The 13,824-nt window shown below is 67.5% G+C and carries 15 protein-coding genes; 6 read left to right on the top strand and 9 right to left on the bottom strand.

What is annotated here, in order from left to right; all coding sequences use genetic code 11:
• Positions 1 to 36 precede the first annotated feature (36 nt).
• From AC3WL8_RS23065 to AC3WL8_RS23055, 3 genes are all read right to left on the bottom strand, one after another.
• The gene (locus tag AC3WL8_RS23065; protein WP_153954861.1) at positions 37 to 795 is read right to left on the bottom strand and encodes an SDR family oxidoreductase; all 759 of its coding nucleotides are present in this window, start codon (positions 793 to 795) and stop codon (positions 37 to 39) included.
• A 61-nt stretch (positions 796 to 856) separates the two neighbouring features.
• Positions 857 to 1,099, bottom strand: coding sequence for a hypothetical protein (locus tag AC3WL8_RS23060; RefSeq protein WP_013955797.1), 243 nt, complete (start codon positions 1,097 to 1,099; stop codon positions 857 to 859).
• On the bottom strand, positions 1,092 to 2,528 hold the full coding sequence (locus tag AC3WL8_RS23055; protein WP_492378892.1) for an aldehyde dehydrogenase family protein: 1,437 nt from the start codon (positions 2,526 to 2,528) through the stop codon (positions 1,092 to 1,094). Before AC3WL8_RS23055 ends, AC3WL8_RS23060 begins: the two co-directional genes overlap by 8 nt.
• Positions 2,529 to 2,732: 204 nt before the next feature.
• On the opposite strand from AC3WL8_RS23055, the gene ppa reads away from it, so the two are divergent.
• Positions 2,733 to 3,260 carry an inorganic diphosphatase gene (ppa, locus tag AC3WL8_RS23050; RefSeq protein WP_013955799.1) on the top strand — a complete coding sequence of 176 codons (528 nt, stop codon included), beginning with the start codon at positions 2,733 to 2,735 and terminating at the stop codon, positions 3,258 to 3,260.
• 124 nt (positions 3,261 to 3,384) lie between these two features.
• Positions 3,385 to 3,957, top strand: a complete 573-nt coding sequence (locus tag AC3WL8_RS23045; RefSeq protein WP_153954859.1) for a cytochrome b — start codon at positions 3,385 to 3,387, stop codon at positions 3,955 to 3,957.
• A gap of 16 nt (positions 3,958 to 3,973) precedes the next feature.
• On the opposite strand, the gene AC3WL8_RS23040 is transcribed toward AC3WL8_RS23045, so the two are convergent.
• Entirely contained in the window at positions 3,974 to 5,221 is a 1,248-nt protein-coding gene (locus AC3WL8_RS23040; protein ID WP_153954858.1) for a GNAT family N-acetyltransferase, read from the bottom strand.
• 189 nt (positions 5,222 to 5,410) lie between these two features.
• On the opposite strand from AC3WL8_RS23040, the gene AC3WL8_RS23035 reads away from it, so the two are divergent.
• Positions 5,411 to 7,459, top strand: coding sequence for an NAD(+) synthase (locus AC3WL8_RS23035; protein ID WP_013955802.1), 2,049 nt, complete (start codon positions 5,411 to 5,413; stop codon positions 7,457 to 7,459).
• Between the two features lie 67 nt (positions 7,460 to 7,526).
• Here the strand turns inward: AC3WL8_RS23035 and AC3WL8_RS23030 are convergent, their stop codons facing one another.
• Both AC3WL8_RS23030 and AC3WL8_RS23025 read right to left on the bottom strand, forming a co-directional pair.
• A complete protein-coding gene (locus AC3WL8_RS23030) occupies positions 7,527 to 7,853 on the bottom strand; it encodes a DMT family transporter (protein ID WP_153954857.1) in 327 nt (108 codons plus the stop codon).
• A 3-nt stretch (positions 7,854 to 7,856) separates the two neighbouring features.
• A complete protein-coding gene (locus AC3WL8_RS23025) occupies positions 7,857 to 8,846 on the bottom strand; it encodes an SLAC1 anion channel family protein (RefSeq protein WP_492378891.1) in 990 nt (329 codons plus the stop codon).
• 248 nt (positions 8,847 to 9,094) lie between these two features.
• On the opposite strand from AC3WL8_RS23025, the gene AC3WL8_RS23020 reads away from it, so the two are divergent.
• From AC3WL8_RS23020 to glnK, 3 genes are all read left to right on the top strand, one after another.
• On the top strand, positions 9,095 to 9,508 hold the full coding sequence (locus AC3WL8_RS23020) for a hypothetical protein (RefSeq protein WP_013955805.1): 414 nt from the start codon (positions 9,095 to 9,097) through the stop codon (positions 9,506 to 9,508).
• 92 nt (positions 9,509 to 9,600) lie between these two features.
• Complete coding sequence (locus tag AC3WL8_RS23015; protein ID WP_153954854.1) at positions 9,601 to 10,560, top strand: GlxA family transcriptional regulator; 960 nt, start codon at positions 9,601 to 9,603, stop codon at positions 10,558 to 10,560.
• Positions 10,561 to 10,810: 250 nt separating this feature from the next.
• A complete protein-coding gene (glnK, locus tag AC3WL8_RS23010; protein ID WP_006162803.1) occupies positions 10,811 to 11,149 on the top strand; it encodes a P-II family nitrogen regulator in 339 nt (112 codons plus the stop codon).
• A 63-nt stretch (positions 11,150 to 11,212) separates the two neighbouring features.
• Here the strand turns inward: glnK and AC3WL8_RS23005 are convergent, their stop codons facing one another.
• From AC3WL8_RS23005 to trxB, 3 genes are all read right to left on the bottom strand, one after another.
• Positions 11,213 to 11,854, bottom strand: a complete 642-nt coding sequence (locus tag AC3WL8_RS23005; protein WP_013955807.1) for a trimeric intracellular cation channel family protein — start codon at positions 11,852 to 11,854, stop codon at positions 11,213 to 11,215.
• A gap of 13 nt (positions 11,855 to 11,867) precedes the next feature.
• Positions 11,868 to 12,542 carry a Smr/MutS family protein gene (locus AC3WL8_RS23000; protein WP_013955808.1) on the bottom strand — a complete coding sequence of 225 codons (675 nt, stop codon included), beginning with the start codon at positions 12,540 to 12,542 and terminating at the stop codon, positions 11,868 to 11,870.
• Positions 12,543 to 12,665: 123 nt separating this feature from the next.
• Positions 12,666 to 13,631 (bottom strand): thioredoxin-disulfide reductase, encoded by a 966-nt coding sequence (trxB, locus tag AC3WL8_RS22995; protein WP_010813000.1) that lies wholly within the window; start codon positions 13,629 to 13,631, stop codon positions 12,666 to 12,668.
• Positions 13,632 to 13,824: the final 193 nt, after the last annotated feature.

The following is a 13,824-nucleotide window of genomic DNA, read 5'->3' as shown; positions in this document are numbered from 1 at the left end:
CTGTGTGACGCGTTTTACAGCTACGGTACGACCGGCTCAGACGCAGCGGCCGCCGTCCACTTCGATGCAGGTGCCGGTGATAAAGGCCGCTTCGTCCGAGGCCAGGTACAGGCAGGCGTTGGCCACGTCCTGCGGGGTCGACATGCGGCCCATCGGGATGGTGGCAAGGAACCTGGCGCGGTTCTCGGGCGTATCGGGCATGCCCATGAATTCTTCGAGCAGTGCGGTGGCGCCGATCACCGGGTTGACGCAGTTGACGCGGATATTGTCCTTGCCGAGTTCCGCGGCCATGGCCTTGCTGGCGGTGATCACCGCGCCCTTGCTGCCGTTGTACCAGACCAGGCCCGGGCGCGGCCGGATGCCGGCGGTGGAGGCGATATTGACGAACACGCCGCCGCCGCGCTGGCGGAAGTGCGGGATAAAGGCGCGCGCCGACCAGTAGATGCTCTTGAGGTTGACGGCGTAGACGCGGTCGAACTCCTCCTCGGTGACTTCGAGGATGGGCTTGTTGCGATGGGTCGTGCCGGCGTTGTTGACCACGATATGCACGTCGCCGAAGGTGGCCAGCGCGGCTTCGCGCATGGCTTCGGTGTCGGCTTCGCGCGAGACGTCGGCGCGCACCGCGCGGGCCCGGCCGCCGGCGTCGCGGATCGCGGCGGCGACGCGTTCGGCGGCTTCCTCGCGCAGGTCGGCGACCACCACGTTGGCGCCTTCGCGCGCGAAGGTGTGGGCAATGCCTTCGCCGAACCCGGAACCGCCGCCGGTGACGATCGCTACCTTGTTGGCCAGTCTCATGGCTTGTCTCCTGGTGTTGTGGTTATGTTCTGGTGATCAGTGCTGCGAGGGGTCTCAATGCCTAATGCGAGAACGGCCCCTGGCCGCGCAGTGCATTGGCAACCATCATCAGTGCCAGCAGGAAGGGCAGTGCCACATACAGGCACCAGTGCACGCGGTCGCCGACGACGTCGCCCCACTTGCGCTTGAAGACCTGCAGCCGCGGCATGCCGGAAGGATTGGTGGCGCGCTTGTTCCGCACATGCCACGCCATCCAGAAGAAGAAGATGGCAAAGGCGACGGACAGGAAATTGATGTTACCCATGTTGGATGGCGATGGTTTTCAGGGTGGTGAATCCGTACAGGGCCTCGAAGCCCTTCTCGCGGCCGTAGCCGGACTGGCCGGTGCCGCCGAAGGGCAGCTCCACGCCGCCGCCGGCACCGTAGTTGTTGATAAAGACCTGGCCCGCGCGCAGCTTGTGCGCCAGGCGCAGCTGGCGCCCGCCGTCGCGCGCCCAGACCCCGGCCACGAGCCCGTAGGGCGTGCCGTTGGCCAGTGCGATGGCTTCGGCCTCGGTGTCGAACGGCATGGCGGCCAGCAGCGGGCCGAACACTTCTTCCTGCGCCAGCCGGTGCGCCGGCGGCACGTCGCGGAACAGCATCGGCACCTGGTAGTAGCCGGCCTCCGGCGCCTCGGCCACGATCTGGCCCTGAGCCATCACCGACACGCCGGCGTGCTGCGCATCGGAAACGAAATCCCACACGCGCTGCTGCTGCTTGCGGCTGATCAGCGGGCCGCATTCCAGGTCCAGCTCTGACGGGCCCACGCGCAGCGACTCGAACACCGACGCCAGTCGGTCGAGCAGCGCGTCATAGACTGGCCGCTCCACCAGCAGGCGGCTGCCGGCCGAGCAGGTCTGGCCGGCATTCTGCACGATGCCGTTGACTACCACCGGCACCAGCGTATCCAGGTCGGCATCGGCAAAGACGATCTGCGGCGACTTGCCGCCCAGCTCCAGCGTGACCGGCACGTGGTTCTCGGCGGCCAGCTGGGCCACCTGCTTGCCGGTCTGGGGCGAGCCGGTGAACGAGATATGGTTGATGCCCGGGTGGCGCGCCAGCGCGGCGCCGGCTTCATGGCCGTAGCCGGTGATGATATTGAGCGCACCTTCGGGCAGACCGGCCTCGGCGGCGATCTCGGCCACGCGCAGCAGCGACAGGCAGGCGTCCTCGGCCGGCTTGACCACGCAGGCGTTGCCGGTGGCCAGCGCCGCGCCCACGCTGCGCCCGAAGATCTGCAGCGGGTAGTTCCAAGGGATGATGTGGCCGGTTACGCCGTGCGGCTCGCGCACGGTCAGCACGGTGTAGCCGGGGTTGTAGGGGATGGTCTGGCCGTGCAGCTTGTCGACCGCGCCGGCGTAGAACTCGAAATAGCGGGCCACGGCGCGGGCATCGGCGCGCGCCTGGCGCAGCGGCTTGCCGGTGTCGCGGGCCTCGAGCGCGGCCAGCTCGTCCTCGTGGGCGATCAGCGCCACGGCGACGCGGTTGAGCAGGCGCACCCGCTCGGCTGGCGCCATCTGGCCCCAGGCGCCTTCGGCGGCCTGGCGGGCCGCATGGACGGCGACGTTGATATCGGTGGCGTTGCCGCGTGCGATCTCGGCGAACGGCTCGCCGTTGGACGGATCGAAGACCTTGATGCGCAGGCCGTTGTCGGGCGCGATCAGGCGGTTGGCGACGAAGTGCTGGGCGTGCATGGGTGGCTCCGGGGCAGCAGGTGCAACAGGGGGGGGCAGCACGGCGGCTGCACTATTCAGTGACGGCTGAAGAATGCGCCATTATCGCCGACACCGGCCAGCGTGCAATGCGCCGTGCCTGGCCCAGTTGTCAGCCTGCGGTCAGGCACGAGCCGCTATAATGCCCGCCATCCAACAACACACCGCAGGCATCTGGAGAATCGCATGAGCTTCAATCTCGTGTCCCCGGGCAAGGACATCCCCAACGATTTCAACGTCATCATCGAGATCTCGGCCCAGAGCGATCCGGTGAAGTACGAGGCAGACAAGGAAACCGGCCTGCTGTTCGTCGACCGCTTTATCGGCACCGGCATGCGCTATCCGGCCAACTATGGCTACATCCCGCAGACGCTGTCGGGCGATGGCGACCCGGTGGATGTGCTGGTGCTGTCGCCGTTCCCGATCCTGGCCGGCGCCGTGGTGCGCTGCCGTGCACTCGGGATGCTGAAGATGACCGACGAGTCGGGCGTGGACGCCAAGCTGGTGGCCGTACCCCTGGATAAGCTGTCGCCGGCCACCGCCTACATGAAGGGCCTGTCGGACGTGCCGCAGAATCAGCTGGACCAGATCAAGCACTTCTTTGAGCACTACAAGGCACTGGAAGCCGGCAAGTGGGTCAAGGTCGAAGGCTGGGCCGGCATCGAGGAAGCCCACAAGGAAATCACCGACGGCGTGGCCAACTACAAGAAGTAAGCTGAACCTCCGCTGAAGAAGCCCCGCTCCGGCGGGGTTTTTTGTTGCCGCGCGCTTGACGCACCGCAGTACCTGGGCAAGTGCCTTGCGCTACGCTGTGCGGGTGCTGACAAGAGGAGTCCCCATGCATTCCATCACCGAAATCCAGGCATCGCCGCAGGCCTTGTCGCCGTCGCGCCGCTATGACCGGCTGGCGGTGTGCTTCCACTGGGCGGTATTCCTGCTGGTGGCGCTGGCCTATGCCGCGATCGAGCTGAAGGGCAGTTTTGCCAAGGGCACGCCGCCGCGCGCGCTGGCGATGACGGTCCATGAATGGGCGGGCGCTCTGGTGCTGGTGCTGGCGGTGCCGCGCCTGCTGTGGCGCCTGGTGCGCGGCGCGCCTGCGCTGGAGCCGGGCGCGCGCTGGATGCAGTTGGTCGGCGAGGCCATGCACTGGGTGTTTTACCTGTATATCCTGGCCCAGCCGCTGCTGGGGCTGCTGGCGATGAACGCTGGCGGCCACCTGCTGGTGCTGCCTTCGCTGGGGATAGAAGTGCCAGCGCTGGTGGCAGCCGACCCGGCGCTGAAGGACACCGTCAAGGCAATCCACGAGACCCTGGGCACCGCCTTCTACCTGGTGATCGGGCTGCATGCGATGGCGTCGCTGTTCCACCACTACATGCTGGGCGACAATACGCTGCGGCGGATGTGGCGCTGAGCGCCGGCTCGCGTATTCAGGCGCGGGCGAACGGGTTGCGCTCGCCCAGCTCGTCCAGGTAGGCGTCGATGCCCTGGCGCTCGCGTTCCAGGAAGCGCTCGACGGCATCGGCAAAAGCGGGATGCGCCAGCCAGTGGGCCGAGCGCGTGGCCACCGGCAGGAAGCCGCGCGCCATCTTGTGCTCGCCCTGGGCGCCGCCTTCGAAGGTGCGTATGCCTTGCTCGATGCAGAATTCCAGCGGCTGGTAGTACGCGGTTTCGAAGTGCAGGCAGGCGTGGTACTCCAGCGCGCCCCAGTAGCGCCCGTAGAGCGTGCTGACTTCGGGCGTATCGTCATAGACCAGCAGCGAGCTGGCGATGGGCTGGCCCTCGCGCTCGGCGATCACCAGCAGCAGGTGCTGCGGCATGGCGGCGCCGATGCGCCGGAAGAAATCCAGGTTCAGGTAGGGCGTGGAATGGTGCTCGCGGTAGGTCTGGCGATAGCACCGGTTGAAGAACTTCCACGCATCGTTGTCGATCTGCGCGCCACGCAGGCGCCGGAAAGTGATGCCGGCCTGCGCCACCTGGCGGCGCTCGGCGCGGATGTTCTTGCGCTTTTTCTGCGACAGCGTGGCGAGGAAGTCGTCGAAGCTGCCGTAGCCGTCGTTGGTCCAGTGGAACTGCACGCCGTGCCGCATCAGCATGCCGGCCTGCTGCATCAGGGCGGCCTCGGCCTCGTCGGGGAACAGGATGTGCAGCGACGACATCTGGCTTTCGGCGGCCAGCGCCAGCGCCATCTGCAGCAGCAGGCGGCGCGCATGGGCGTCTTCGGCCAGCAGCCGCGCGCCGCGCACCGGCGTGAAGGGAATTGCCGCCAGCCATTTGGGGTAGTACTCGAGCCCGTTGCGGGCATAGGCGTCGGCCCAGGCCCAGTCGAAGACATACTCGCCATAGGAATGCGCCTTGGCGTAGAGCGGCATGGCCGCGGCCAGCCGTTCCGGGTGGCCGTCCTTGCCCGGCGCCCATAACGTCAGGTAGCGCGGGTTCCACCCGGTTTCGGCGCAGGCGCTGCCGCTGGCGTGCAGGGCATGCAGGAAGGCGTGCTTCAGGAACGGCGTGGCATCCGCGTGGTGCGCCACCAGGGCGTCCCAGGCGGCGGCATCGATCTCGCCCAGGTCGGAGATGATCTCGGTACGGTATTCCTGCGCAGGGTCGCCCGCCGCCTTGCGCTTGTGCTGTGCCGGCTGGCGCTGGTCCTTGCCAGGCACGCATGATTCAGACTGCATTGCACCAGTTTCCGTCTGTGGATCGAGCGAGTCTACCGGAAACGATGCGCCGTTGCTGTGCCCGCGGCAGGCGCGGGGCGGCCGTCGTAAAATGGAGCATCCTCGTCACCAGTGCTGCCGAAGCATCCCGGGATGCTTCAGGCGGCCCGCCTGCGCGCGGCATGGTCCGTCCGATAACCAAGGCCCGATATGAAGAACCCGTTTTTCAACCTGTATTCCCACGGCTTTGCGCGTGTCGCGGTGGGCGTGCCCGTCTGCCGGGTGGCCGACCCGGCCTTCAACGCGGCCGAGACCATTGCCCTGGCGGCGCAGGCGGCACAGCAGGGCGCCGTGCTGGTGGCGTTCCCGGAACTGGGCATCTCCGCCTATACCTGCGACGACCTGTTCCACCAGCGCGCGCTGCTGGACGCCTGCGAGGCGGCGCTGGCCACCATCGTCGAGGCCTCGCGCAAGCTGCCGGCGGCGCTGATCGTCGGCATGCCGCTACGGGTCGAGCACCAGTTGTTCAACTGCGCCGTGGTGGTGGCGCGCGGGCGTATCCAGGGCGTGGTGCCCAAGTCCTACTTGCCGAACTACTGGGAGTTCTATGAGGCGCGCCAGTTCAGCGCCGCCGACAACGCCGCGGTCGAGTCCATCCGGCTGCTGGGCCAGGACGTGCCGTTCGGCGCCGGGTTGCTGTTCGATGTCGAAGACATCCCCGACTTCCGCTTCCATGCGGAAATCTGCGAAGACGTCTGGGTGCCGATCCCGCCGTCGTCGTTCGCGGCGCTGGCCGGGGCCACGGTGCTGGTCAACCTGTCGGCCTCGAATATCGTGGTCGGCAAGGCCGGCTACCGGCACCAGCTGGTCTCGCAGCAGTCGGCGCGATGCCTGGCGGCCTACCTGTACACCTCGGCCGGCAAGGGCGAGTCCTCCACCGACCTGGCCTGGGACGGCCAGGCGCTGATCTGCGAGAACGGCGAGCTGCTGGCCGAATCCGAGCGCTTTGCCGATACCTCGCACCTGCTCTGCGCCGATATCGATGTCGAGCGGCTGTCGCGCGAGCGCATGCACCAGGTGACCTTCGGCCACTCGGTGCGCCGGCACAAGGCAGAAGTGGACAAGTTCCGTGTGGTGCGCTTCCCGCTCGACCTGACCCTGGAAAAATCGCTGCCGCTGGCGCGCAACGTGGCGCGCTTCCCGTACGTGCCGGCCGATCCGCGCCAGCGCGACGAACGCTGCATGGAGGTCTACAACATCCAGGTGCAGGCGCTGGTGCAGCGCCTGTCGGCCAGCAAGATCAGCAAGGTGGTGATCGGCGTCTCGGGCGGGCTGGATTCCACTCACGCGTTGCTGGTCTGCGCCAAGGCGATGGACCGCCTGGGCCTGCCGCGCGCCAATATCCTGGCCTACACCATGCCGGGCTTTGCCACCAGCGACCGCACGCTGCTGCAGGCGCGCCAGCTGATGCAGATGGTGGGCTGCACCGCGACCGAGATCGATATCCGCCCGTCGTGCCTGGCCATGCTGAAGGACCTGGGCCACCCGTACGCCGCCGGCGAGAAGGTCTATGACGTGACCTTCGAGAACGTGCAGGCCGGCGAGCGCACCAACCACCTGTTCCGGCTGGCCAACTTCCACCATGCCATCGTGATCGGCACCGGCGACCTGAGTGAACTGGCGCTGGGCTGGTGCACCTATGGCGTGGGCGACCACATGTCGCACTACAACGTCAACGCCAGCGTGCCCAAGACGCTGATCTCGCACCTGGTGCGCTGGGTGGCTGAGACCGGGCAGGTGGGCGAGGGCGGTTCCGACGTGCTGCTGGCCGTGCTCGACACCGACATCAGCCCCGAGCTGGTTCCGGGCGACAGCAACCACGGCCCCGAGCAGAAGACAGAGAGCACCATCGGCCCGTATGAGCTGCAGGACTTCAACCTCTACTACACGCTGCGCTTCGGCTTCACGCCGTCCAAGATCGCCTTCCTGGCGCTGCACGCCTGGGGCGACCGCGAGCGCGGCGTATGGCCCAACGGCCCGCATGTGGTGCGCAACCAGTACGGGCTGCCGGAGATCAAGCGCAACCTGGCGATCTTCCTGGACCGCTTCTTCCGCACCAGCCAGTTCAAGCGCTCGTGCATCCCGAACGCGCCCAAGGTGGGCTCGGGCGGATCACTGTCGCCGCGCGGTGACTGGCGTGCGCCGAGCGATTCAGAGTCGGTGGTGTGGCTGGCGGACCTGGAGAAGGTGCCGGATTGATGACCGTTTCTTGCCGATAAGAAAAATGGCCCGCATCGAGCGGGCCATTTTTCTGACTGCGTGATTGTCATGGCGCCGGGCCGGAAACCAGTTTCAGCCCCACCACGCCACCCAGGATCAGCGCGATGCAGCCCATGCGCGCCAGCGATGCGGGCTCGCCCAGCCAAAGCATCCCGAGCATCGCGGTGCCCGCCGCGCCGATACCGGTCCACACCGCATAGGCCGTGCCCACCGGCAGCACGCGCAGCGACAGCGTCAGAAGCAGGATGCTGGCCATCCCGGTGGCGACCGTATAGACGCTGGGCCAGAACCGGCTGAAGCCGGCCGACCATTTCATGCCGAAGGCGAAGGCGATTTCAAGCAGGCCGGCAACGGCCAACAGGGTCCAGGACATCTCTCAGGCGGCCAGCAGGCGATGCGTGAACAGGCTGTGCAGCGTGCGCACGAACAGCACCACGATCGCGGTCGTCAGCACCAGCAGGATCAGTCCCGCCAGCCAGGCCAGCACGGCGGACTGCTCGTGCCCGGCGTACTTCAGCGCCGCGTTCGATAGCGCCGCCATCGGGAAGCTGATGGCCCACCACGACGGCGCGAACGGCGCCGGGCGGCGGAACACGCGCCACGACAACAGCAGGAACAGGAACAGGCCGAAGTAGAACAGCATGCCGGCGAACATGTCGACGCTGCCGGTCATATTGACGTAGGCCAGGAAGCCCACCTCGAACGGCGCGATCAGGATGATCAGCGACGGCACCATGCCGGCCGGTAGCGGATCGTGGTGGATCAGGCGCGAGATGATCATGGTGAAGAACACCAGCGCGATCACGGTGCCGACGCCGACGGCGAGCAGGTTGACTTCATGCGCCCAGGCCATCGGCATGGTGCCGCCGGCCACGGCGATGTCCAGTGTGGCCACGCCGGGGATCAGCCACGCCGGCACCACGTTCGCCGCCTCGGTCCGGCCGTGCAGCAGCCGCCCGGCGATGACAAAAGTCAGCCCCACGGTGATCACGGTGCCGAGCGTCCAGATCGTCTGGCCCAGAGTCTCGTGATGCGCGCCGACCACCGACGACAGCAGCAGGATCGCAATCGCGATGGTGCCGAAGAAGTTGCCGGCGACGGGGTGGCTGAACTCGGCCCTGACCGCGTCCGGGTAGCGCAGCCACTTGGCCAGGTAGCCGGCGGCCAGCGCCAGGAAGGCGAGCACCGCGACCACGCCAACCGCGTTGCCAATGACGGGGCTGACGCCGAATGCGGAGCCGGCGCCGCGCCATGCCATGGACAGGCCAGACAGGCCCATGACGGCGCCGAACAGGTTGACCGGAAGGTGTTTCACCGAGCTGCGCGGCGCCGGCAGGGTGGCCGCGGGATAGGCTGCAAGAGTCATAGGGGTGGGTCTGCTTTTCAGTGGGGGCGCCGGCTTGGCGTGCCTGGCGGGAGGGTTGCCGGGGCCGCGTCCTGGATCGGACGGGGCCTGGTGAAAGGAATTATGGTTGCCGCTCTTGCTGGCCGAAAGGCGCTAGACACGTCAAATCCAGCCAAACCAATCGCGATGTCTGCCAGCGCCCGCGCAGCGCCGGAATTCCTGCCTAGACTGCGCCCCGGTTCTGATCCGTAGTGAGAGGAAAGACAGGAATGACTAGACGAAACATGAAAAGAGCCAGCATGGCTGGATTGCTGCTGGCGTGCTGCCTGGGCCTCGCGGCCTGCATCCAGGCGCCGATCCGGCGCCACGAAGGCGAACCCGTGCTGCGGCACGGGCAGGGCGGTGCACGCGAGCATGTCGACGGGGTCGATATCTGGATGCGCGGCGAACCGCCGCGGCCCTACGAGGTGCTGGCCTACACCAGCGTGGAAACGCCGGAAGGCTGGATCGGCGAACGCTTCCTGCTGAAGCGGGTGGCCAGCCGCGTGCGCGAAGCGGGCGGCGACGCTGCGCTGCTCGGCGACCAGCGCAGCCGAGTGGTCGCGCTGCAGCGCGCCGGCAGTCACACCGCGCTGGCGGAGTCGCAGCGCATCGTCGAGATCACCATCGTGCGTTACCGCTGACCCTCCGCGCTGGCGGAATCTGCCTAGACTGCCAATATCAGCCACGCGCCAGCCAACCGCCGGCCACCGCCCCGGTCCCCTGCCTTGCTGCCATGAAGATTGCCGTCGTTGCCTTCCCCGGCTTCCAGATGCTGGACCTCGCCGGCCCCATTGACGTGTTCCACGAAGGTGCCCGCCAGGCCGGGCAGCCTGACGCCTACCAGTTCGAGATCATCGCGCCGGTCCCGGGTCTGCTGACTGCCTCCAACGGCATGCGCGTCGAGCCGGACGCGACGCTCGATACTTGCAGTGACGATATCGACACGCTGCTGGTCGCAGGCGGCCCGGGGTTGCGGCAGCAGCAGCAGGACGAGACCGTCAGCGCCTGGCTGGCACGGCAGGCCCGGACCGTGCGGCGGATGGGGTCGGTCTGCTCCGGCGCGATGGTGCTGGCGCATGCGGGCCTGCTTGACGGGCGCAGCGTCACCACGCACTGGAACACCACCGACCGCCTGGCGCGCTTGTTTCCGGGCGTCCAGGTCGAACCGGACCGGATCTATGTCAAGGACGGCAACCTGTACACCTCGGCCGGCGTGACCGCGGGCCTGGACCTGGCGCTGGCTCTGGTCGAGGAGGATTTCGGCCGCGCCGTGGCGCTGCGCGTGGCGCGCGAGCTGGTGATGTTCCTCAAGCGTCCGGGCGGGCAGTCGCAGTTCAGTGCCCACCTGGCGGCGCAGACCGCCGAGCGCAACGCGATCCGTGAGGTGCAGGGCTGGGTGGTCGAGAACCTGGCGGGCAACCTGTCGGTGGAGGCGCTGGCGGCGCATGCCGGCATGAGCGCGCGCAACTTTGCCCGCATCTTCAAGCAGGAATGCCAGGTGACGCCGGCGGATTTTGTCGAGGCCGCGCGCATCGATGCCGCGCGTCGGCTGCTGGAGGGCTCGCGCCATCCGCTCAAGCGCGTGGCGGCGCTGGCCGGCTTCAGCGATCCGAACAACCTGCGCCGCGCCTTTTTGCGCCGGGTCGGGGTGGCACCGTCGGACTACCGGCGCCGCTTTCGCGGCGAGGCCTGAGCAAGTGCTGTGCACAGGGCTTGCACAGGCTTTGCACAGGTTTTCCGGTCTGGTATCCACAGGGTTGTCCACAGCCTTGGGCGCCGGCGGGCCGCCACGCGGTGCGCACTGGCGAACGTTCTGGCCGCGCCGGGCGAGGGATAGCGGGGAATACGTGGCGCCAATGACTGGTAAAATGCCAGCCGGAGAGCGCCGCGACCGCGGCGATGCGCCGCCAGGCGCGTGAACAAACGATAAACAGGGGCCAGTCATGAAGCAGATTACCGCCATCATCAAACCGTTCAAGCTCGACGAGGTGCGTGAAGCCCTGGCCGACGTCGGCGTGACCGGGCTGACGGTGACCGAAGTGAAGGGATTTGGCCGCCAGAAAGGGCATACCGAGCTCTACCGTGGCGCCGAGTATGTGGTCGACTTCCTGCCCAAGATCAAGATCGAAGTGGTGGTGGCCGAGAACCAGCTGGACACCGTGCTGGACGCCATCGTCAAGGCCGCCCACACCGGCAAGATCGGCGACGGCAAGATCTTCGTCACCGAGATCGAGCGCGTGATCCGCATCCGCACCGGCGAGCAGGACGAAGCCGCGGTCTGAGCCACGGGCCAGGACAGAAAGACGCCGCCTTGCGAGGCGGCGTTTTTGTTGGCGGGGTGGCGTTCAGCTGGGCAGCTTCCACCCGTAGCGCACCGACACCAGCCGCATGGCGATGATCGCCACTGCCCCGGTCAGCAGCGCCGCTTCCTGCTGCACCGCCAGCCAGCTCATGCCGACATAGATCCAGCAGCCGATAAAGGAGCAGGTGGCGTAGGGCGAGCGGTCGCGCAGGATCATCGGCACCTCATTGCACAGCACGTCGCGCACCACGCCGCCGAACACGGCCGAGATGATGCCCATCATCACCGCCACGGTGGGCGTCATCTGCGCCACCAGCGCCAGCGAGGCGCCGGTCACCGAGAACAGCCCCAGCCCGATCGCGTCGGCCACGATCATGGCCCGGTCCGAGGCCACGCGGCTGACCACGCGCAGCACGAACGAGGCGCCGAACGACATCACGAAGATCAGCAGCACGTAGCCTTCGTGGTCGACCCAGTAGAACGGGCGCCGGTCCAGCAGCACGTCGCGCACGGTGCCGCCGCCAAAGGCGGTGGCAAACGCCACCACGAAGGTGCCGACCACGTCCAGGCGCTGCTTGCGCGCGTCAACCACGCCCGAAACCGCAAAGGCGAGCACGCCGATCACCTCCATGATGTGGAGGATCAGGGGCAGCCGCCCCATCAGCAAGTCAAGCGGAACGTGCATCCGCGGCGAGGCGTCAGGTGCGCGGCTGGCGCAGCAGCACCATCAGTGCGCCGGCGCCGCCTTCGGCCTCGCGCGCCTGCACGAAGGCGAGCACTTCTTCCTTCTGCACCAGCCAGCTGCGCACCTTGCCCTTGAGCACCGGCTGCTTGTCGGGCGAGCCCAGGCCCTTGCCGTGGATCACGCGCACGCAGCGCACGCCGTTGCGCACCGAGCGGCGCAGGAACTCGGCCAGCGCCTCGCGCGCCTCGTCGCTGCGCAGGCCGTGCAGGTCGACCTTGTCCTGCGGCACCCATTCGCCGCGGCGCAGCTTGCGGATCACGTCCATGCCGATGCCGGGCCGACGGAACGACAGGGTCTCGTCGGTTTCCAGCAGGCTTTCCACGTCGAAATCATCGGACAGCGAGGCCGCCAGCACCGCTTCGTCGTTGCGGCGCGACTGCACCGGCACCGGGGCGGGCTTGCTGGCGGGCACGGGGGCGCGGTTGCGGTCGCGCAGCTGGCTGACCTGGCCCACGCTGGTGCGGAAGACGTCGGCCTCCTCGCGGGCGCGCTGGGCGGCCTGCTCGGCGGCCACGCGCTCGGTTTCTCGGCGCTCGGTATCGGCCTTGAGGGTGTCGCGCAGCCTGGCAAGGTCGTTCAGGCCGAATCGTTGGGGCGGTCGGTCGGGTTTGCGGGCGCCGTGCGTCATTGAGAATCTCCGGGGGCTCGGCGCCGATTATATCGACTGGCGGGGCAGCAGGAGGGCGGCACGAGGTGCCAAAGGGGACGCGCCGGCGGGCCGTGACGGCCCGGCCGGCGGAGGGAGCTGTGCTTACTTCAGGGCTTCGACAAAGCGCTGGGCGTCCAGCGCGGCCATGCAGCCCGTGCCGGCGCTGGTGATGGCCTGGCGGTAGACATGGTCCTGCACGTCGCCGGCGGCAAACACGCCCGGCACGCTGGTGGCGGTGGCGTCGCCCTGCAGGCCCGATTTGGTCACCAGGTAGCCGTTTTCCATGGCCAGCTGGCCTTCGAACAGGTCGGTGTTGGGCTTGTGGCCGATGGCGATGAACACGCCGGCCAGCTTCAGGTCCTCGGCCTGGCCGGTCTTGGTGCCGCGGACGCGGATGCCGGTCACGCCGGATTCATCGCCCAGCACCTCGTCCAGCACGCTGTCGTAGCGGATCACCACGCGGCCTTCCTTTTCGCGCTGCAGCAGGCGGTCGACCAGGATCGGCTCGGCGCGGAAGCTGTCGCGGCGGTGGATCACGGTGACCTTGCTGGCGATATGCGACAGGTACAGCGCCTCTTCCACGGCGGTGTTGCCGCCGCCGACCACGGCCACTTCCTGGTTCTTGTAGAAGAAGCCGTCGCAGGTGGCGCAGGCCGACACGCCGCGGCCCATAAAGGACTCTTCGGACGGCAGGCCCAGGTACTGCGCCGAGGCGCCGGTGGCGATGATCAGCGCATCGCACGTATATTCACCGGCGTCGCCGATCAGGCGGAAGGGGCGGGCCGGCTGGCCGTTGTCGTCCACCAGCTTGGCAGTGTGGATGTGATCGAAGATGATTTCGGTCTTGAATTCCTCGGCGTGCGCCAGCAGGCGTTGCATCAGTTCAGGACCCTGGACGCCCTTGGCATCGCCCGGCCAGTTCTCGACGTCCGTGGTGGTCATCAGCTGGCCGCCCTGTGCCAGGCCGGTGATCAGCACCGGCTCCAGGTTAGCGCGGGCCGCGTAGACCGCGGCGGTGTAGCCGGCGGGACCAGAACCGAGAATCAGCACTTTTGCGTGTTTTGCCATGATGCGTTCCTGTGGCCGGTGCGGCATGCTGCCCACCGGCATTGCTCGAAAGCGACATTATAAGAGGAGCCGCATTTGCTCACTGTTGCAAATTCCAATGAGTGCGATAGTCTCGGGCCACGTTAAAATGGCCGCCACGATGACCGTCAGCCACCCGGTGAGTGACCACTGACCGATGCCGGCATCGGCCCGA

The sequence above is a fragment of the Cupriavidus sp. FW305-F7 genome, assembly GCF_058782875.1.
Note: the sequence above shows the minus strand (reverse complement) of the source record. Positions and strands in the feature narration are given on the sequence as shown.

Coding starts and splice junctions, on each gene's coding strand:
- trxB (WP_010813000.1), bottom strand. CDS start 13,631: ATGGCAAAACACGCAAAAGTGCTGATTCTCGGTTCTGGTCCCGCCGGC.
- glnK (WP_006162803.1), top strand. CDS start 10,811: ATGAAGCAGATTACCGCCATCATCAAACCGTTCAAGCTCGACGAGGTG.
- AC3WL8_RS23000 (WP_013955808.1), bottom strand. CDS start 12,542: ATGACGCACGGCGCCCGCAAACCCGACCGACCGCCCCAACGATTCGGC.
- AC3WL8_RS23030 (WP_153954857.1), bottom strand. CDS start 7,853: ATGTCCTGGACCCTGTTGGCCGTTGCCGGCCTGCTTGAAATCGCCTTC.
- AC3WL8_RS23005 (WP_013955807.1), bottom strand. CDS start 11,854: ATGCACGTTCCGCTTGACTTGCTGATGGGGCGGCTGCCCCTGATCCTC.
- AC3WL8_RS23045 (WP_153954859.1), top strand. CDS start 3,385: ATGCATTCCATCACCGAAATCCAGGCATCGCCGCAGGCCTTGTCGCCG.
- ppa (WP_013955799.1), top strand. CDS start 2,733: ATGAGCTTCAATCTCGTGTCCCCGGGCAAGGACATCCCCAACGATTTC.
- AC3WL8_RS23040 (WP_153954858.1), bottom strand. CDS start 5,221: ATGCAGTCTGAATCATGCGTGCCTGGCAAGGACCAGCGCCAGCCGGCA.
- AC3WL8_RS23065 (WP_153954861.1), bottom strand. CDS start 795: ATGAGACTGGCCAACAAGGTAGCGATCGTCACCGGCGGCGGTTCCGGG.
- AC3WL8_RS23015 (WP_153954854.1), top strand. CDS start 9,601: ATGAAGATTGCCGTCGTTGCCTTCCCCGGCTTCCAGATGCTGGACCTC.
- AC3WL8_RS23035 (WP_013955802.1), top strand. CDS start 5,411: ATGAAGAACCCGTTTTTCAACCTGTATTCCCACGGCTTTGCGCGTGTC.
- AC3WL8_RS23020 (WP_013955805.1), top strand. CDS start 9,095: ATGACTAGACGAAACATGAAAAGAGCCAGCATGGCTGGATTGCTGCTG.
- AC3WL8_RS23055 (WP_492378892.1), bottom strand. CDS start 2,528: ATGCACGCCCAGCACTTCGTCGCCAACCGCCTGATCGCGCCCGACAAC.
- AC3WL8_RS23060 (WP_013955797.1), bottom strand. CDS start 1,099: ATGGGTAACATCAATTTCCTGTCCGTCGCCTTTGCCATCTTCTTCTTC.
- AC3WL8_RS23025 (WP_492378891.1), bottom strand. CDS start 8,846: ATGACTCTTGCAGCCTATCCCGCGGCCACCCTGCCGGCGCCGCGCAGC.